This is a genomic window from Capnocytophaga canis (assembly GCF_043187445.1).
GTDB lineage: Bacteria > Bacteroidota > Bacteroidia > Flavobacteriales > Flavobacteriaceae > Capnocytophaga > Capnocytophaga canis.
In genome coordinates this window covers 1,632,744-1,653,356 of record NZ_CP171121.1, presented here as the reverse complement: position 1 = coordinate 1,653,356, position 20,613 = coordinate 1,632,744, and the positions used below count along the sequence as shown (strand labels likewise).

Genomic DNA, 20,613 nt, shown 5'->3' with positions numbered 1-20,613 from the left:
AGAAATGTTTTCAGAGGATTTTTTAGATGGTAAATCGAATCCTAAAATTCACTTTTTATAAAGTAAAATTTAAACTTATACGTACTTACCAAGAATTACTCTTTTGCTTCTTTTTAGGGAATTATGACCCGTATTGATACCCATTTATGATATTGAAAATAAGAAATAATTCTTATTTTCTTGTATCTTTGCCTAAGATTTGTGGAGTCCAAATGTTTGGCTTCAGTTTATTATAGAAATTCACACAAGTTATAATCAAAAGAAATGATTCCTGCATACAAAAAACAATTAGAAAAGGCTAAAGATCTACATCAAAAGTATACAAAAATCTATAATATTATTGGAGCTGTACGGCTATGTGTAGCAATTAGTATTCTGTTGTTAGGATATTTATCTTTTACAAATTTTTCGCTTTTATACCTTGTTGGAATATTTTTTTTCGTGATATTTTTTCTATTTTTAGTCGTAAAACATAAAAAAATATCGTATCTCCGCAAAATAGAGAAATCAAAAATAGACATCAATCAAAAGGAAATCGATTTTCTCGAAAAAGGAGTCTATTTTTACGATAATGGCTTTGATTTTCAGGATAAAGAACATCCATATGCATATGATTTAGACATTTTTGGTGAGAAATCATTGTTTCATTATATCAACAGAGCGGTAACTTTTTCGGGAAAAAAACAACTGGCAGCACATTTCTTGCGTACCGATAATAAGTACATTCCTGAAAAACAAGCCACCATTGCAGAATTATCCGAAAAATTGGAATGGAGACAAGATTTTATGGCTGTTGCTTCTCAAGCACCCGATAATCAACATACAGCTGAGAAAATTAGCACTTGGAAAAAACGAAAAGAAGTTCTTTTTTCATTCCCTTTGCGAGTTTTTATCTATCTATCTCCTTTATTATTATTAAGTTTTATCATTTTAGGGTATATTTTCGATTATGCCGATATGAAGATGTGGGCAAATACCTTATTTGTTATCAATTTGATGGTTTTTGGATGGGAGTTACGGCATATACTTAAAAATAAGCAGGGATTTGAAGGGATCTACGACACCTTGTATTCCGTAAGGAAGAATATAGAACTTATTGAAAAAGAAAGTTTTAAATCAAAACAAATTTGTGAGTTACAACAACAGTTAATCCAAAACAACCAAAGGGCAAGTGAGTTGACTCGTTCGTTAGCTCGTTTGCTAGATAATATGGATAATGTGCTGAATATCTTTTCTTGGGTACTAAATGGATTTACTCTTTATCATCTACATCAATATAACAAGCTGATTTTGTGGAAGAAAATTAACGCAGAACACGTTTCTACTTGGTTGGATGTGATTAGCGAAATGGAGGCTTTGTGCAGTTTAGCAAACTTTAAATACAACCATCCCGAGTTTGTTTTCCCTGAACTGAACGCCCATTTTGAAGTAAGTTTTGTGGACATAGGACATCCTTTAATTGCTGAAGATCAACGCGTAACTAATTCTATTTCATTCAAAGAAAACCGATTTGTGATACTAACAGGCTCAAACATGTCCGGAAAGAGTACCTTTCTGCGAACGCTGGGAGTGAATGTACTTTTAACCTCTATGGGGCTACCCGTTTGTGCTAAAAAAGCAAATGTACATCCGATGAAAATACTCATCTCCATGCGTTTGTCAGATTCGCTTAACGATGGGAAATCTTACTTTTTTGCAGAAATAGATCGATTGAAGCAGATTATGGAAACTCTTCAACAAGAACCATGTTTTGTACTTTTAGACGAACTTTTGCGTGGAACAAATTCCGAGGATAAACAATCAGGTACAGTGAAAATTATTGAGAAAATGGTTGAATTGAATGCTATAGGCATCATCGCTACACATGATTTGGAAGTGTGTAAATTAGAATCAGAGTACCCACATCATCTTAAAAATCAATGCTTTGAAGTAGAAATAATTAACAATGAATTACATTTTGATTACAAACTCAAAGAAGGTGTTTGCCAAAACAAAAATGCTACCTTTTTGATGAAAAAAATGGGAATTATTTAAAAATAAGTAGGATAGAGATACATTGGCTTAGCAAAAGTTTTTTTTGCGGAGATAATATGTTTTTTTATATTTGTGCGATTCTTGGTAAAAAGTTCAAAAACTGATGGTTAATCAACTCTTTGAACGAAAATAAGTAAAAAAGGGTCTTTATGAAATCAGAAACAATGAAAGAAATTTATTTTGCAGGAGGATGCTTTTGGGGAACAGATCACTTCTTTAAGCAAGTTCGGGGAGTCATCACCACCGAACCGGGCTATGTGAATGGGCATACAAATAAGCCTATTTATGAAGAGGTTAACACAGACACTACAGGGTATGCTGAAGCTGTAAAGGTTATCTATGATCCAAAAGAAGTTCGTCTGGAATTGCTAATTAAATTGTTTTTTGAAACGATTGATCCAACCAGTCTCAACAAACAAGGTAACGACGTAGGCACTCGTTATCGTACAGGAGTCTACTACACTAACGCTAAAGATAAGGCTGTTACAGACGCTTTTTTCAATAAAATCGAACGAATGTATTTTCGTCCAATCGTTGTAGAAAGAAAACCTCTTGAAGTATTTTATCCTGCTGAAGACTGGCATCGAGACTATCTGATAAGAAATCCTAATGGCTATTGTCATATTGAGCCTCATTTATTTGCTTACGCCAGCAAGGCGAATCCGAAAAAACCCAGATATAAAAGAGAAAGCCAATCCTTTTTAAAGAAAAAATTAACACCTTTGCAGTATGCGGTAACCCAAAAGAAAGCTACCGAGCAACCCTTTGATAACCTTTATTGGAATGAAAATCGTAAGGGAATTTATGTGGATATTACCACAGGAGAACCCTTATTTCTATCTTCAGACAAATATGATTCAGGTTCTGGTTGGCCGAGTTTTACGCGTCCCATTGACGATAGCCTCATCATAGAAAAACCTCATAAATCAGGAGGAAAAACCCGTGTTGAGGTGCGGAGTAAAACAGGTAATAGCCATTTAGGACACCTTTTTAATGATGGTCCTCTGCATAAAGGAGGATTGCGTTACTCCATTAACAGTGCGTCCTTACGTTTTATTCCAAAAGAGGATATGGAAAAAGAAGGTTATGGTATTTATTTATTTCTATTTATGGAGTAATCCTTTATGTTATGAATACTTTCTCGGATTATCATTTCCGTATAGCTACGACTGATGATTTTTCAGCCATATGGGAAATTATTCTTTTTGCTAAAGAAATTCGGAAACAAGAAGGTAGCTCTCAATGGCAAGACGGTTACCCAAACGAAGCTACCATATTTGCTGATATTCAAAATAAATATGGATACGTAGTTGAATTTCAGTCAGAAATAGTAGGGTATTTTGCTTTTATATTGGGTGCTGAACCTGCATATGAATCTATTGATGGCAAATGGGTCAGTGAACAGCCATATGCTGTGGTACATCGCATGGCAGTGAGCGCTAAAGGAAAAGGTAAAGGTTTGAGCAAAAGGATGTTACAAAAAGCAGCTGAATTAAGTGTTGATAATAACACGTTTAGCCTTCGTATTGACACTAATTTCGACAATATTCCGATGCTTCGTACTATTCAAACGTTGGGGTATGTGTATTGTGGAGAAGTCTATTTCCGAGGTTCTGCCCGAAAAGCATTTGAAAAGGTGCTACGCTGAAGTACATTAAAACAGAATACGTGTCAATTTATCCATATCCACAAGCATAATACTAAAAATACCAATTGTTAAAATCACACGGAGTAAATTGTGAAGCAATACATAAGTACGATTTTTATTACTTTTCCATAGTGCTATAATGAAAAAAAGCAAAGAGATGGCCACAAAAATAATATAAATGTACATGCATCCAATATCAAAGTGGTGTAGTAGTACGTAAATGGGTGAAAAACACACGCAAACTACCAATGAAATTACAATTTTACTCTTATTTTCACCATATTTGACAGGGATCGTTTGGTAATTATGCACCAAATCGCCTTTCAAATTCTCTAAATCCTTAATAAGTTCTTTGATAAGTATCAGAAGAAAAAGTAACAGAGCGTGAATAAAAATAACTGTATGTACGTTTTTATAGTATACAAAAACAGCGAAAAAAGGAATAATAGCTAATATTGCTGAAGTGAGGTTTCCCCAAAATACGATTTTCTTAATCCGATGAGAATAAAACCACATCAAAAAAATATAGCCCGAAAAAAACATTACTGCTCGAAATGACACGTAACTCGCGACGATTACAGAAATAAAATTCAACAGAAAATAAAGCGTCAATTTTGTGTTTTGTCCAACTAACCGATCAACCATCGATTTTAAAGGGCTGTTAATCAAGTCTTTCTCTTTATCATAGAATCCATTAATAATGTATCCACCAGCAATAGCCAACGCTCCCGCAGCAACGAGTATAAGCAGATTTATATCAAATACCACCTCACGAACAGAATCACGTTGCGACAAAATAAAAATCGCTGCCAAGTACTGAGCTATACAAACCATCAAGATGTTGTAGCCCCTTACGGAAGAGAATAATCCGAGCATCTTTAAAATGGTATGTCTGAATTTTTGGCGTGACATCAGTTTCTTTTCTGATTTACAAAGGTATTATTTTTTTGGATATATCTGTAAATTTAATTCAATTTATAGTCCTTTAGATTTAATTCTCTTGACAGTCAACAGTATATCAGTACATAGGTGAAGACTTTTATTGCATAAATTCATGGCATAAAAATTGCGTTTGGGGGTTGAATGTAGCAAAAATAAAATTAGTATTTAAATCCTAAAAATTGTATATTTGCAGATTGAATGAATGTTTTTCAAAAAAAATATTCAAGTATCTTTCAATACATAAGATACAAGCTCAAAAAAGTATTTCAAATTATTAAAACACAATCGTAAATATAGCATAGAGATATGATAAAAATAGAAAAAAAAGATGTAATATCAGCACTGACGAAAATTACCACCCCAGGTGAAGGTAAAAATATGGTCGATAGTGGTGCGGTTCAAAATATTGTAATTTTCGGTGACGAGGTTGTAGTAGACGTGGTGATAAACAATCCGAGTTTACAAGCAAAAAAACGCACGGAAGTCGAAATCATGAAAGCTATTCACAGTGAGGTGTACGAAAAAGCTAAAGTGTTCGTAAATGTAAAAGTCATTGCTCCTGAGAAACCAGAAATTAAAGGAAAACCTATTCCTGGAATAAAAAATATTATTGCCGTGGCATCAGGCAAAGGCGGTGTTGGAAAATCAACTATAACAGCCAATTTAGCGGTTTCTTTAGCAAAAATGGGATTTAGCGTAGGACTGTTGGACGCTGATATCTATGGACCTTCAATGCCGATTATGTTCGATGTGGTCGATGAAAAGCCAAAATCAGTAACCGTAGAAGGACAATCAAAAATGAAACCTATTGAAAATTACGGAGTTAAGATGCTTTCTATTGGTTTTTTTACCAATCCAAATCAAGCTGTGATTTGGCGAGGTCCAATGGCGGCCAAAGCTCTCAATCAGATGATTTTTGATGCAGATTGGGGCGAATTAGACTTCTTACTATTAGATTTACCTCCTGGAACGGGTGATATTCATTTGAGCATCATGCAGGCTATGCCAGTAACCGGAGCGGTAGTAGTAAGTACTCCACAAAAAATTGCTCTTGCCGACGCTCGTAAAGGTGTAGCAATGTTCCAACAAGACACAATAAACGTTCCTGTATTAGGAATTGTAGAAAATATGGCGTATTTCACTCCTGAAGAATTACCTAATAACAAATATTACATCTTCGGAAGAGAAGGAGCTAAAAACCTGGCCGAAGATTTAAATGTTCCATTCTTAGGTGAAATACCTTTGGTGCAAAGCATCCGTGAGGCAGGCGATGTAGGACGACCAGCAGCATTACAAGAAAATACTCCTTTAGCATTGTCATTCAAGCAATTATCACAAAATGTAGTGCAAAGTGTTGTAGAACGCAATAGAAGTTTACCTCCTTCCGAAGCCATTAAAATCACGACTATGGCAGGATGCAGTAAATAATTAGGGACAAAAAGCGGGAGTTTATAGTTTGATCTTAAATTCTGGCAAACTATATAAAATTGAAAATAAAAACATAACAGTGAGGCAATATGATTCACTCAGAAATATCAAAAAAAATGACAACAGAACAAGTAAGAGAAAACGTTTTAAGGGCATTGGACGAAATTCGTCCGTTTTTGCAAAGCGATGGTGGTGACATCACTTTAGTAGACATTGAAGATGACAGAATCGTTAAAGTAAGACTGGAAGGTAACTGTTTGGGGTGTAGCGTAAATCAAATGACGCTAAAAAGCGGTGTTGAGATGACCGTAAAGAAATATGTTCCTCAAATAGAGAGCGTTGTAAATATTATTTAAACAAAAGAACATCAGATAGTAAAGGATTTCGGGCAGCAGAATACTGTCCGATATGGTTGTTTATGCCAATGAATAAAACGTAGAACGATGAGCTCCCAAAAGAAAAATAAAAAAGAATACATCAGACGTAAGTTGCTAAGTAAATACCGGTTGGTATTTATGGATGAGGAAACCTATGAAGAAAAGGCTTCGCTACGGCTAAGTCGTATGAATATCTTTGTGGTAGGGACGCTTTTCTCACTGTTTTTAATCATTGCAACGACTCTATTTATCATCTATACTCCCTTACGTCAATATATTTTAGGTTTTTCAGAAGTTAATAACAAACAAGAAACCATTAATTTAGCGTTTAAAATTGATTCGTTGGAAAACCAAATGCGAAAGAACGATTTGTACCTAAACTCTATAAAAAAAGTACTTACAGGCGATATTCTATATACCCAAATCAATAAAGATTCTATTTATGAATCCAATAAAATTGACCCTAAAACGATTGATTTGAGCCCAAGCCGACAAGATTCGTTATTGCGACAAGAAGTGGCTGAAGAAGATCGTTACAATGTTTTCGAAAAGGCCTTATATCAAAACAAAGAAATTCTACTTTTTCCTCCAATTTCTAAAGGAGTGATATCGAACGAATTTAAACCACAAGAGCGTCATTTTGGTATTGATATCGCAGCCCCTGAGGGTACAGCAGTCAAATCAGTCGCTGACGGGACAGTTATCTTTGCTGAATGGACTGTTGCTACGGGTAATGTCATCATCATTGAGCATAAACAGAATTTGGTTTCGGTTTATAAACATAACGCTACCTTAGTGAAGCAACAAGGCGACCAAGTGCGAACAGGTGAAGTGATTGCAACCATTGGCAACACTGGTGAATTTTCGACAGGTACGCATCTGCATTTTGAACTTTGGAGCAATGGTTACCCAGCAAACCCGAGAAACTATATCGAGTTCAAATAGAACAATATCAACAGTTTGAGTCATTTTAAACATCGAATCCCATGAACAAAAAAATTATCCTTGCATTATTGATTTTATCTCCTATCTATTTTCTGATTCAAATATTCTTTTTCGATATGAAGTACATAAACGATGAAGAAATTATTTTCGGATGGGATCGCGAGAATATGCGGTTTCAAATCAATGAAAAGAAACCGTTTGAGTTAAATGGCATCGACGGGCCTTATATCATCAATGACACCTTGTACTATGTAGATGAAAATAACATCCTTGTAAAATCTATCGAAATAAAAGATAGCTTACGAGTGCAAGTGCCTAACAAAGATAAAAGTACTTTTTATTTTTCACTAAATAAACAGCTCGAAAAAGATTCTGTAGCCTATTCAATGCCTGAAAAACTGATTGCAATTTCAGATATTGAAGGAAATTTTGACGCTTTTTGCGGATTTCTTGAAAAAAACGGAATTATCAACCAAAGTTTTAGTTGGACTTTCGGTAAAGGTCACTTAGTGCTAAACGGAGATTTTGTCGATAGAGGCGAACATGTGACTCCTACCCTATGGCTTATTTACAAACTTGAACAAGAGGCTAAAAAACACGGCGGAAAAGTTCATTTTGTTTTAGGAAACCATGAAATTATGAACTTTCAAGGAAAATATAAATACGCCAACCCTAAATACATCAAATTAGCACAGCTGATAGCACCCAAAGAGACAATAAAAGAAAGTTATAAAATTTTGTATTCCCAAAAATCTGAAATTGGTAAATGGTTGCGTTCCAAAAACATTTCTGTGAAAATAGGAGATTATCTTTTCGTCCATGCTGGACTTAGCTCCGAAATCATTTCCTTAAATCTTACCTTGCAAGATATGAACGAAATCACTCGAAAAAATTGGGACAAAGACCTTTATAATAACCCTGAAAACGATTCAACAGCCAATTTTTTACTCGGACGAAAAGGTCCTTTTTGGTATAGAGGTTTAGTAACTGATTACAAACATTATAACAAAGCAACTCCCGAGGATTTGGAACAACTGCTAAACCTCTATCAAGTCCAGAAGATAGTCGTTGGGCATTCGATTGTGGATGCTGTTTCTACCGATTATAATGGTAAGGTTATCCGCATAGACGTAAAGCACGGACACGAAAAATACAGCCCAAAAACACAAGGGTTATTGATAGAAAATGGCTTTGTATACAAAGTAGACGCCACAGGACATAAACAACCACTATAAGGATAAACATTTTAATGCCAATAAAAACTAAAAACATATGAAACACGTGTTATTCTACTTTTTACTGATTTTCACATCGTTATCTTATGCTGGGATTGACCATTTATTGCCCAAGCCACAGCACATTCAGCCTAATGGAGAGACTTTTTGCTTCAAAAAAGTGCGTTTGGAAACTTCGGTTTTGCAAGAACAGTGGCGACAATTTATTTCGGAAATGGGCGGAGAAATTTCATCTTCGGCTAAGCAATCTGTTGAAATAAAGTTAGTTAGTAGTATTCCGCAAGCCGAACTAAACAAAGAAGAGGCATACCGATTAATCGTTTCCAAACGAAAAATACAAATCGAAGCCATAACCGAGAAAGGCGTTTATTGGGCAATGCAAACCCTTCGGCAACTAAAATTACCCAAAGGGAAAACCTATTTTGAAGGCTGTTCCATAGTGGATTATCCTGCGTTTCGCATTCGCGGATTTATGCAAGATGTGGGGCGTACGTTTATTTCATTGGAAGAATTAAAGCAAGAAATCAAAATTCTTTCGCAATATAAAATCAATGTTTTTCATTGGCATCTAACTGAAAATCAAGGTTGGAGATTGGAAAGCAAGCGATATCCGATTTTGAATGATAGTTCGAGTTACGAGCGAATGCACGCCAAATTCTACACTTTGGAGCAAGCTAAGGAACTTGTCGATTTCTGTAAGCAACACAATGTGCTTTTAATTCCTGAAATTGATATGCCGGGGCATAGTTTGGCGTTCCAAAAAGCGTTTAAATGTGATATGCAAACCGAAAAAGGAATGCTGATTCTCAAAGAATTACTTGATGAAATGATGCCTTATTTCGATGTGCCGTACTTCCATATTGGGACAGATGAAGTAGAGTTTACCAACCCTGATTTTGTCCCCGAAATGGTTCGTTTCATTCGGAAAAAGGGTAAAAAAGTGATTTCTTGGAACCCTGGTTGGGACTATAAAGAAGGGGAAATTGATATGACGCAACTGTGGAGCTATCGAGGGAAGGTACAAAAAGGCATTCCTGCCATTGATTGTCGTTTGCATTATATCAATCATTTTGATGCATTTGCCGATTTAATTGCTTTGTACAATAGTCGTATTCTGAATGTAAAAAAAGGAGATGACAACCACGCAGGAGCTATCGTTGCGGTTTGGCACGACCGATTCATTCCTGATGAAAAAGAAATCATCATTCAGAATAATTTTTATCCGTCGATGTTGGCTTTGGCAGAACGCTCTTGGCTTGGTGGAGGGACAGAATATTTTGACGTAAAAGGAACAAATTTATTTTCGGAAAAAGATGAAAATTTCATTGCTTTTCACGATTTTGAACGCCGAATGTTATGGCATAAAAAACTATATTTCAGTAATTTACCTTTTGCTTATGTAAAACAAACACATATGAAATGGCAAATTACCGATGCTTTTCCTAATGAAGGAAATCTAACAAAAACTTTCCCTCCCGAGCAAGAAAATTTTGCAGAAAGTTATTTTTACAATGGGAAAAAATATGGTACGAAAACAGCCATCGGGGCGGGCGTTTATTTGCGACACGTTTGGGGAAAAATTGTGAAAAGTTTTTACGAAAATCCACAGCCCAACCACACGGCGTATGCTTATACGTATGTCTATTCTCCTAAAAAACAATCTGTTGGGTTGTGGGCTGCCACACAGAATTACAGCCGTTCTGAAAAAGATTTACCGCCTCCACAAGGAAAATGGGATTACAAAGAAAGTAAAATTTGGATTAACGGAACGGAAATTTTACCGCCTGTGTGGGCTTCTTCTCATAAAGAAAAATCGAACGAAATTCCACTGACAAACGAAAATTTTGAAGTACGAAATCCCATTGCGGTAACTTTACAAAAAGGTTGGAACAAAATATTGTTAAAGTTACCCATTGGAAAATTTTCCACTCCCGAAGTTCGCCTTGTGAAATGGCATTTTAATTTTGCTTTTGTTACGTTAGATGGCAAAAAAGACGTTGAAGGATTGATTTTCAGTCCTGAACAGAAGATATAAATAGGATTATTCAATTTTTGAAAATAACCGCTTGGAGCAAAATTTTCGAAATATTACGAAAGATTTTTATGCTCCAAGCGATGTTTATAAAAACGTTTAGTAAACGAAAAATTCAAGATTATGAATATTTTGAAATAAATAATTTTCGTGTAAAAATACGTTTTAAACACATAAAAATCTATATGTCAATTATTTATAAAAAGACATAACGACTCTATTTTATAAGAATTTATAAGTACACGCAAAAAATTTGAATATTCGTTTTAATTTGCGTACATTTGCGGAATAGAGATTTTTTTATGAAAGAACTTCTACTTTCACAAGGATTAATGGCAACGATAATATGGGTTTTCACGCTCTCCTTCGTGGTGAGTTATCTTGTTTTGCCAAAAATTATTTACATTGTTGTAAATAAAAACTTGATGGACAATCCGAACGAAAGGAGCTCACATACGCAGAGAACGCCTACAATGGGAGGGATTGCTTTTTTTATCAGCATCATTTTCACCATATTTTTCATTCGTGATTATGACGTTGATCACATAGGAACTAACATCATCTCGAGCGTAAGTATACTTTTTTTCATTGGATTAAAGGATGATTTAGTAGGCGTACAGCCTAAAACTAAAATCATTGGTCAGGTACTCTCCACCCTTATTTTGTTTTATGGAACACAACTTTGGGTACGTTCATTAGACGGATTCTTTTTTATCAATGAAATTGACTTTTGGATCTCAGTGCTACTGTCTTGCATGGTCATGATGGCTATTGTAAATTCATTCAATTTGATTGATGGTATCAATGGCTCGGCGGCAATGGTTGGCATTGTGATTTTTGGAGGTTTCGGATATATATTTTATTTGTCTGGAAATTATTACTATTGTTTGCTATCAGCTCTTTGTATCGGTTTTTTGTTAGCTTTTTTACGCTATAACCTATCGGAAAAGAAAAAAATATTTATGGGTGACACAGGCTCAATGATTGTTGGTTTCATTATCGGATTTTTGGTATTGAAATTCTTTTCGTTATCACCCGAGGAGTTAGTAAAAGCTCATATAAAACCAATCAATAAAATTTGGGTTGTGTTGGCTATTATATTTATTCCTTTTTTTGATACTACACGTGTTTTTGTTACGCGTATTGTACGACATGGGAAACCTTTCTTAGCCGATAGAAGCCACATCCACCATGTACTGATTGACTACACAGGACTTACTCACGGAAAGGCAAGTTTGTTTTTGGCTTTCATTAACTTAGTTGTTCTTGTGGTAATTCTATATTTAAATACGATTTTTTCTTCCACCTACGTGTTTTTGTTTCTTTCAGCTATTTTCGTTGGGTTAGCATTACTTCTGTTTTATTTCAATAGAAGTTACAACACACGAAAAAGTAAACAAAAAATACGAAGAATACTAAATAAAACTGGATTAAGCAAACACAAAAAATAACCCCGTGTCAAAAAAAGCTACGAAAGAAACTCCTTTAATGAAGCAATACAATCAGATAAAGTCAAAATATCCTGATGCTCTATTGCTTTTTAGAGTGGGAGATTTTTACGAAACTTTTGGAGAAGATGCTGTCAAAACTGCTCAAGTGCTTGATATTGTGCTTACAAACAGAAATAACGGTAGCGAACGTACCGAATTAGCTGGTTTTCCGCATCATTCCATAAATACGTATTTACCCAAATTGGTCAAAGCAGGTTATCGAGTTGCTATTTGTGACCAATTGGAAGACCCAAAAACGGTCAAAGGAATTGTTAAACGAGGCGTTACCGAACTGGTTACTCCAGGAGTAGCGCTGAATGATGATATACTTCACTCTAAGTCCAATAATTTCTTAGCATCACTCTGGTTTGGAAAAACAACCAATGGGGTCGCTTTTCTGGATATTTCCACAGGTGAATTTTTAGTAGCACAAGGTGATAGATTTTATATCGACAAACTATTACAAAATTTTAAACCTAGTGAAATTCTTATTGCTAAAAAACAAAAAAAAGATTTTATTGACAGCTTTGGAGAGGATTTCCACCTTTTCTTTTTGGAAGATTGGGTATATAAGCAAGATTATGCCAATCAGGTACTTACACAGCATTTTCAAACTAATTCTCTTAAAGGTTTTGGTGTAGACGAACTTTCTGAAGCAATTTTAGCAGCTGGATCAATTCTTTTTTATCTTTCTGAAACACAGCATAATAAATTACAGCACATCACTTCTATTCAGCGTATAGTTGAAGATGCCTATGTTTGGCTTGATAAATTCACTATCCGAAACTTGGAACTCTACACAGGGACTTCGAGCCAATCCGTAACACTGTTGGATATCATTGACAAAACCACGTCGGCAATGGGAAGCAGAACTCTCAAACGTTGGTTGGCGCTCCCACTGAAAAAAATCAATCAGATAGAGCAACGACATGAAGTAGTAGCACATTTCATGCAGCACATTGATACCCTACATAAAGTTAAAGAGCAAGTTGCTAAAATTAGTGATATTGAGCGACTTATTTCAAAAGTAGCTACAGAAAAGATATCCCCTCGTGAGGTCGTACAACTACGTATGTCTTTGGAGGCAATACCTCCCATTAAACAACTTTGCGTACTTTCAGACAATGAACATCTGAAAGCATTGGGAGATAAAATGCACGCTTGCGAACAACTTTGTTTACGAATAAAAAATACGCTCTTTGATGATGCTCCTGTGAACATCCTTAAAGGAAATGTTGTTGCCAAAGGATTTTCTGCAGATTTGGATGAGCTAAGAAATCTCTCACAATCAGGGAAATCCTATTTAGACGACATGCTCAAACGTGAAACAGAACGTACAGGAATTCCTTCACTGAAAATTGATAGCAATAACGTTTTTGGGTATTATATTGAAGTTCGAAATACGCATAGAGACAAAGTTCCTGCTGAGTGGATTCGCAAACAAACCTTGGTCAATGCTGAGCGATATATCACAGATGAGCTAAAAGAATACGAAGCTAAAATATTAGGAGCTGAAGAAAAAATATCCCAATTGGAACAGCGTATTTTTTCGGAATTGGTATCTTTCACAAATGAATATATTGCTCAAATTCAAACAAATGCATCGCTTATAGGTCAGCTCGATTGCCTTTGTGGATTTGCTCAGCTTGCTATTGAAAATAATTATAGTCGCCCTGAAATGGATGCATCATTTGTTCTAAATATCAAGAATGGACGTCATCCTGTGATTGAAAAACAGTTGCCTGTGGGGGTTCCCTACATAGCTAATGACGTATACCTTGACCGTGATTCTCAGCAAATTATAATGATTACAGGGCCTAACATGTCAGGTAAATCTGCCATTTTGCGACAAAGTGCGTTAATTGTTCTGTTGGCTCAAATCGGAAGCTTTGTTCCTGCAGAATCGGCTCAAATCGGGATTGTTGATAAGATTTTCACACGTGTTGGTGCAAGTGATAATATTTCTATGGGCGAATCAACCTTTATGGTTGAAATGAATGAAGCCGCCCTCATTTTAAATAATATATCCGAACGAAGTTTGGTGCTTTTGGACGAAATCGGTCGTGGTACAAGTACGTACGACGGGATTTCTATCGCTTGGGCAATTGCTGAATACCTACATGAACATCCTTCCAAAGCTAAAACATTATTTGCAACGCATTACCACGAACTGAACGAAATGACCGAAAGTTTTGAACGTATTAAAAACTTTAATGTCTCGGTTAAAGAAACGAAAGATAGCGTTCTTTTTCTACGCAAATTGGTTTCGGGAGGTTCGGCACACAGTTTTGGAATTCACGTGGCTAAAATGGCGGGAATGCCTCAATTCGTTATCCAAAAAGCAAATAAAATACTTAAAAAGTTGGAAGAATCTCATTCTTCCTCCACAACTTCGGAAACTTTGAAATCAACTCAAAAAGAAATGCAACTGAGTTTTTTCAACATTGAAGATCCTCTGTTGGAAGAACTCAAAAACGAAATTACACAAATCGACATCAATACAATTACTCCTGTGGAAGCATTGATGAAACTCAATGAATTGAAAAGGATAATCGGAAATTAATCATTTGATTTAAAGTAAAATGTATAAAAACTTCGCTGAAGTTGTCTATTAAAAAAGATGACTTTCACGAAGTTTTTATGACATTATCCTGTTGCGATTTTGAATGACGCCTCAATTCACACAAAAAACAGGTCGGAATTGTTTTGTTAAATGATAAATTCCTATCTTTACAACCTAAAATCCGTTAAAATGAAATCATATTCTAAACTTTATATAGTTATCCCTTTATTAGCACTGTCTTTTTTATGGATAACATCTTGTGAATCAGATGATTTATGTGATCAAAAGGTAAATACACCCCAATTAGTGATTCGCTTCCGAGATATGTCTACCCAAAAGGAAAAGAAAGTCTCAAATTTAATTGTCTATGGAGAAGGAAAGAACACCTTGTTAATCAACGCTTCAACCGATTCGATAGCTCTGCCATTGAAAGTTGCCGAGCCCAAAACTTCATATGTTATGGTAAGCAATGCAAACTATAATAACACAACGGGAGAAATTACTGGTGGAGATATGACGACCATCACATTTACATATCAGGTACAGGAAGAGTTTGTTAGCCGAGCATGTGGTTTTAAAGCTACATATAATACTGTGAGTGCTACCATCGAAAATCCTGATGATACTTGGATACAATCAATTAACGTTACAAAAACGGAAGTAGAAAATGAAAAAAACGCTCACATACAGCTTTATCATTAGTTTTTTATTCTATCAAACTACTATAGCTCAAGAAGATACAAAAGAAACAACCTACAAACAACGCTATGGATTGCGCGTAGGAATGGACGTTAGCAAACCTATACGTTCCTTTTTCCAAAAGGGGTACAGTGGTTTGGAATTTGTGGGGGACTATCGGTGGAACTATAACTATTATTTGGCTGCCGAAGTAGGTTTTGAAAATAGATCCAAAAACGAAGATTTTTTTTCATACAAAACTACTGGACAATTTATCCGATTGGGAATAGATTATAATGCCTACAATAATTGGTATGGAATGGAAAATATGATTTATATGGGAGGAAGATATGCCTTTTCGCGATTTGCTCAGGAATTGACTTCCTACATGATTTATACCACCAATCCGTACTGGGAGGAAAATACAACAGGAAACAATCCCAATTGGTTACGAAGCTATGAGGGTCGAACTGCTCATTGGCTGGAAGTAATCTTAGGGATGAAAGTAGAATTATTCACCAATTTATTTGCCGGAGCAAGTTTGCGATTAGGGGTTATGATAGCAAATCCTACGGATAGCTTTCCTAATTATTGGATTCCTGGATTCAACAGAGTCCGTGAAGGAAGCCGATTCGGAGCGAATTTCAATTATACTATCACCTACTTGATTCCTCTGTATAAAAAAGAAAAAGAAAAGAAAAAAACAGATAAATCAACCACTCAATAATGATTTTCAAAATATCGTCAGAAAGTTTTAGATAAAGCTTTTAGAAAATTAAAACGCGTAAAAAGATTCATAATTTCATAATTATCCTAAAAATTCTGAGAAAATCAAATTGAGATAACAATAATTCATATGTTATATCGTTCAAAAATAAAAGGTTTAGGTTTCTATGTTCCTGCGAATGTAGTAACCAATGATGATCTGTCCAAACGGATGGATACTAATGACGCTTGGATTCGTGAACGCACTGGAATCGAAGAGCGTAGGCACGTAATAAAAGGCGAAGATACTACCACTTCAATGGGGGTTAAGGCAAGTTTAAAAGCCATTGAAAATGCAGGAATCGACAAAAACGATATTGATTTCATTATTTTCGCAACTCTAAGCCCTGATTACTATTTCCCTGGATCAGGTGTGTTAGTTCAAAAGGAATTAGGACTAAAAACCGTAGGAGCTTTGGACGTACGGAATCAATGTTCTGGTTTTATTTATGCACTTTCGATTGCTGATCAGTACATAAAGACAGGTATGTACAAAAATATTTTGATTATTGGGGCTGAAACACAATCACCTGGATTAGATTTTACCACACGAGGACGCAACGTGTCCGTTATTTTTGGCGATGGAGCGGGAGCGGCTATCATTTCAAGAGAAGAGAACCCACAAAAGGGTATATTGTCAACTCATCTGCATAGCGAGGGAATTCATGCCGAGGAGTTAGCTCTCATCGCACCTGGAATTGCAAATCGTTGGGTTACAGATATTATTGCTGAAAATGATTCAACGGATGTAAGTTATTTTCCATACATGAACGGACAACATGTTTTCAAAAATGCTGTAATCCGTTTTGCAGAAGTTATTCAGGAAGGTTTGCAACATAACGGACTGTCAAAGGAAGATATTAACATGCTGATTCCACATCAAGCCAATTTGCGTATTTCTCAGTTTATACAACAAAAATTTAAACTAAGTGATGATCAAGTATTTAATAACATCATGAAATACGGAAATACCACAGCGGCTTCCATACCAATTGCTCTAACGGAGGCTTTTGAGCAAGGAAGAATTAAAGATGGTGATTTGGTGGTTTTGGCTGCCTTTGGTAGTGGATTCACATGGGCAAGTGCAATTATTCGATGGTAAAATGATGAGAAAAGTATATTATTTAAGTTCTTGTGACACTTGTAAACGCATTTTAAATGATTTACAACTCCCAACTGATTTTGAACTACAAGACATTAAAAAAACACCGATTTCGGAAACCTATTTAGATTTTTTGAAAAGTAAGGTAGGAAGTTACGAAGTTTTATGCAATAAACGTTCGCAACTTTACAAAAATCGTAACATAAAAGCACAAAACCTAACAGAAAGCGACTATAAACAACTCATTTTAGAACATTACACTTTTTTGGCTCGTCCTGTGATTGTGATTGACGAGCAAGTTTTCGTAGGAAATGCCACCAAAACCATTCAAGCAATAAAGGAGTACTTAGGGAATGTATAATTCCTAATGGTAAGACATTAAAAACTGTAAGACTTTCAAAATATTATTGATTATCCGTAATTACTAATTTAGCAACTAACAAAAAATCCTACGTAGATATATAGAAAACACTCGTTTTTTATATTTGGGTATTTGCCCGAAGTGTCAAACCGCTCGTTTTCTGCTCTCGCTTAATTAGTTGAAGCGTCAACCGCTTGTTTTCTGCTTTCGCCTAATTAGTTGAAGCGTCAACCACTTGTTTTCTGCTTTCGCCTAATTAGTTGAAGTGTCAACCACTTGTTTTCTACTTTCACCTAATTAGTTGAAGTGTCAAACCGCTCGTTTTCTACTTTCGCCTAATTAGTTGAAGCGTTAATCGTTTGTTTTCAGTCTTCGCCTAAATACTCGAACTAATAAAACAAAAAAGGAGTGTTTTTTAAACACTCCCCGAAGCTAAAAGTAGAGATATTCTAAGGAATTATAAATCTCTAAAATATGTAGAAAATAATAAACGAATTGTATTAACTTCTATTACGTTCTTCTGCATTTCCTCCCTCTCTTTTTCGTACCGAAATTTTGCTATTTCCAAATTTATAGGTAAGAGAAAGACGTACGTAACGATTGTCATAATACTGACGATAGCTTTCCTTAATATCTTGTTTTTCAATATGAGAGGTAAAAGTCATTGCCTCAGTTTTGAAAATATCATTCACGTAAAGGGCAAGAGTTAATTTTTTGTCGAAAGCTAAATACTTAATACCTAAATCCAAACTTGAAGCCTCTGAAACTCTTCTCGTGCCACTATCCCACGGAAATTGATAGAAATACGATACATTTGCTTGTAAAGTTTTGCTTTCATTGAGCATAAAAGTATTCTGCAAGTTTTGATAACCTCCTCGGCTTATCATTTTATCGGGGAATAAATCGACATAAGGTCTTGCATCTTCATAAGTTGCTCCCATATATGCTGAAACTTCCCACCACCAAAACAAACTTTTGTTGATATTCACCGAAGCACTCCATCGATTGGTATTGGCAAAATTCTCCCATCGGATTTGAGTTTCTTCCAAATCAGGATTGTGATATGTGATTTGAGTTCGGCTGTCTTCTATGTCAGTATATGATAATTGAAGTGTTAGCCAATGTTTATAGGAATAGTTGAGTGTAGCTCCTAATGAATAGGAAGATTGTAAAAACGGATTTCCTACCACATATGATTTCGGATTCTGATAGTTTCTCCCTGGATTAAGTGAAAAGAATTGCGGACGAAAAATACGACGGTTTACATTTGCCGAAATGTTGTGATTCTCATTAATTTGATATTGAATATATAATGTCGGGAAAAGTTTAAAGAGATTTCGTTTGTGTGTTTCATTATTTGCTAAAACGGAAACTCCTTTGGTTTGTGTATTTTCGCCTCGAACGCCGGCTTTTACGCTCCATTTCTTTCCGAAAGATTTTGCCCAATCGGCGTACAAGGCTTGGGTATCTTCTGTATAAAGAAAGTGGTCTTTATGAGCAAGAGTTTCTATTTGATTTTCATCACGAAAATCGGATTGAGCGATATTGTCGGTCTGTGTTCGGGCAATTTTCGCTCCGAAAGAAAGATTTCCCCACGAAACAGGTGTTTCCATATCTGCCTTAAAAGAATAATTATCTATCTGTTGCATTGAGAGAGAATTTCCAAATAATTTTGGTTGCATATTTAGCTGATAATTATAGAAAATAGTGTTTAAATCATCATTTCTATCTTTCTTATAATGGAAATAATCAGTGTCGATGGTAAGTTTAGCTCCTTTCTTTCCGATTTTCTGCAAGAAATTCACATTAACAGACAGATTTTGAGTGTTTTCAGGTTTGTTTTGATGCGTTATGTATTCTTTTATCAGTTTCGGACTATTGTACAGATACGCACGATTTGCGGTAGAACCATTGATTTCCCTGTTAAAAAAGTTTCCCATAAATTGCACCCCAAGAGTACTTTTATCGGTTAGGTCGTAGTTTAAATTTAAAAGAGGCGACCAAATTTTCACCTTACTCTTAGACTCTAAACGATTCACCCAATATTCTTTTGGATACCAAAAATGAATATCATTTTCGTAGTGCTGCTTGCCGTTCGTATATCCCAAATCAGCCAAAGCGGAAAACTTATTTTTTCGGTACGAAAAATTCGCACCATTGCGTAAATTCCCTTCAATTCCTTGTTGGTAGGAAGTTCGCAGAGTGGTACTCCAATGGTTTTCCTTGGCTTTTTTAAGTACGATGTTGATTAGCCCTGCGTTGCCTTCGGCGTCGTATTTGGAAGGCGGTGTGGTGATAACTTCAATCTTTTGGATATTGTCGGACGCTATAGATTTGAGAAAATTGGTCAGTCCTTCTCCCGAAAGTTGTATTATTTTATCGTTGACCATCACGCGTAAACCATTTTTGCCAACAATGGAAATATCTTCGTTACGTACCTGAACTCCTGGCGTAGATTTTAGTGCATCGAGGGCATCTCCACCACTTGCTTGAACAGAATTTTCTACGTTGAAAACAATTCTGTCCACTTTTTGTTCTACAAGTTTTTTACGACCTTCAACAGTTACGGCTTCCACTTCAATAGCTTGATTGATTTGCAGAATTCCCAAATCGGTATTTTGGGAAACGGAGATTTTTTTGGAAAGAAATTCGGTGCCGAATTGTTCTAAAATGAGCGTGTAATCGCCTTTCGGGATTTTTACAGAAAATTTCCCCGAAGCATCGGTAAGTGTTCCGTGTACGGGTTTTTCGTCTTTTTTTAAGATGACATTCAGAAATTCAGCGGGTTTTTGTTGTTGATTTTTCACGTCTCCTGAAAGAGTGACTTCCTGGGCGGAAAGACTTATTGCCCATAGTAAACACAAAAAAGAAAATATGGTTTTCATAGCAACTCTGTTTTTGATTTCCATCTTAAAGATGCATAAAAACGGGAAATGTTACAAAAAAGATACTCTTTTCAAGGAAAAGAGTATCTTTTTCGATTAATCGTTACGATGATTGCCCAATGAATTTA

General features: G+C 35.5%; 16 protein-coding genes. 14 read left to right on the top strand and 2 right to left on the bottom strand.

Annotated features, from left to right (window positions below; all coding sequences use genetic code 11):
• Positions 1–264 precede the first annotated feature (264 nt).
• From ACF3OB_RS06990 to ACF3OB_RS06980, 3 genes are all read left to right on the top strand, one after another.
• The gene (locus ACF3OB_RS06990) at positions 265–2,034 is read left to right on the top strand and encodes a MutS-related protein (protein ID WP_392447237.1); all 1,770 of its coding nucleotides are present in this window, start codon (positions 265–267) and stop codon (positions 2,032–2,034) included.
• 149 nt (positions 2,035–2,183) lie between these two features.
• The gene (msrB, locus tag ACF3OB_RS06985) at positions 2,184–3,152 is read left to right on the top strand and encodes a peptide-methionine (R)-S-oxide reductase MsrB (protein ID WP_052458053.1); all 969 of its coding nucleotides are present in this window, start codon (positions 2,184–2,186) and stop codon (positions 3,150–3,152) included.
• Positions 3,153–3,163: 11 nt separating this feature from the next.
• Positions 3,164–3,682, top strand: a complete 519-nt coding sequence (locus ACF3OB_RS06980; protein WP_042006865.1) for a GNAT family N-acetyltransferase — start codon at positions 3,164–3,166, stop codon at positions 3,680–3,682.
• Between the two features lie 6 nt (positions 3,683–3,688).
• On the opposite strand, the gene ACF3OB_RS06975 is transcribed toward ACF3OB_RS06980, so the two are convergent.
• Entirely contained in the window at positions 3,689–4,594 is a 906-nt protein-coding gene (locus tag ACF3OB_RS06975; RefSeq protein ID WP_172914260.1) for a geranylgeranylglycerol-phosphate geranylgeranyltransferase, read from the bottom strand.
• Between the two features lie 336 nt (positions 4,595–4,930).
• Here ACF3OB_RS06975 and ACF3OB_RS06970 point away from each other — a divergent pair, with 336 nt between their 5' ends.
• From ACF3OB_RS06970 to ACF3OB_RS06920, 11 genes are all read left to right on the top strand, one after another.
• On the top strand, positions 4,931–6,052 hold the full coding sequence (locus ACF3OB_RS06970) for an Mrp/NBP35 family ATP-binding protein (protein ID WP_188111525.1): 1,122 nt from the start codon (positions 4,931–4,933) through the stop codon (positions 6,050–6,052).
• Positions 6,053–6,168: 116 nt separating this feature from the next.
• Entirely contained in the window at positions 6,169–6,408 is a 240-nt protein-coding gene (locus ACF3OB_RS06965; protein WP_172918031.1) for a NifU family protein, read from the top strand.
• Between the two features lie 87 nt (positions 6,409–6,495).
• On the top strand, positions 6,496–7,374 hold the full coding sequence (locus ACF3OB_RS06960) for a M23 family metallopeptidase (protein WP_042006867.1): 879 nt from the start codon (positions 6,496–6,498) through the stop codon (positions 7,372–7,374).
• A gap of 41 nt (positions 7,375–7,415) precedes the next feature.
• Positions 7,416–8,609 carry a metallophosphoesterase gene (locus ACF3OB_RS06955; RefSeq protein WP_095912037.1) on the top strand — a complete coding sequence of 398 codons (1,194 nt, stop codon included), beginning with the start codon at positions 7,416–7,418 and terminating at the stop codon, positions 8,607–8,609.
• Positions 8,610–8,646: 37 nt separating this feature from the next.
• Positions 8,647–10,644, top strand: a complete 1,998-nt coding sequence (locus ACF3OB_RS06950) for a family 20 glycosylhydrolase (RefSeq protein WP_392447235.1) — start codon at positions 8,647–8,649, stop codon at positions 10,642–10,644.
• Between the two features lie 299 nt (positions 10,645–10,943).
• The gene (locus tag ACF3OB_RS06945; protein WP_198540575.1) at positions 10,944–12,092 is read left to right on the top strand and encodes a glycosyltransferase family 4 protein; all 1,149 of its coding nucleotides are present in this window, start codon (positions 10,944–10,946) and stop codon (positions 12,090–12,092) included.
• Between the two features lie 37 nt (positions 12,093–12,129).
• Entirely contained in the window at positions 12,130–14,694 is a 2,565-nt protein-coding gene (gene mutS / locus ACF3OB_RS06940; RefSeq protein WP_392448769.1) for a DNA mismatch repair protein MutS, read from the top strand.
• 189 nt (positions 14,695–14,883) lie between these two features.
• Entirely contained in the window at positions 14,884–15,396 is a 513-nt protein-coding gene (locus ACF3OB_RS06935) for a DUF6452 family protein (protein ID WP_042006871.1), read from the top strand.
• Positions 15,362–16,099, top strand: a complete 738-nt coding sequence (locus ACF3OB_RS06930; protein ID WP_042006872.1) for a DUF6048 family protein — start codon at positions 15,362–15,364, stop codon at positions 16,097–16,099. The genes ACF3OB_RS06935 and ACF3OB_RS06930 overlap by 35 nt, the downstream gene beginning before the upstream one ends.
• 129 nt (positions 16,100–16,228) lie before the next feature.
• Positions 16,229–17,239, top strand: a complete 1,011-nt coding sequence (locus ACF3OB_RS06925; protein ID WP_042347636.1) for a 3-oxoacyl-ACP synthase III family protein — start codon at positions 16,229–16,231, stop codon at positions 17,237–17,239.
• 4 nt (positions 17,240–17,243) lie between these two features.
• The gene (locus tag ACF3OB_RS06920) at positions 17,244–17,600 is read left to right on the top strand and encodes an arsenate reductase family protein (protein ID WP_392448767.1); all 357 of its coding nucleotides are present in this window, start codon (positions 17,244–17,246) and stop codon (positions 17,598–17,600) included.
• Between the two features lie 500 nt (positions 17,601–18,100).
• Here the strand turns inward: ACF3OB_RS06920 and ACF3OB_RS06915 are convergent, their stop codons facing one another.
• Positions 18,101–20,485 (bottom strand): TonB-dependent receptor domain-containing protein, encoded by a 2,385-nt coding sequence (locus ACF3OB_RS06915; RefSeq protein WP_392447234.1) that lies wholly within the window; start codon positions 20,483–20,485, stop codon positions 18,101–18,103.
• Positions 20,486–20,613: the final 128 nt, after the last annotated feature.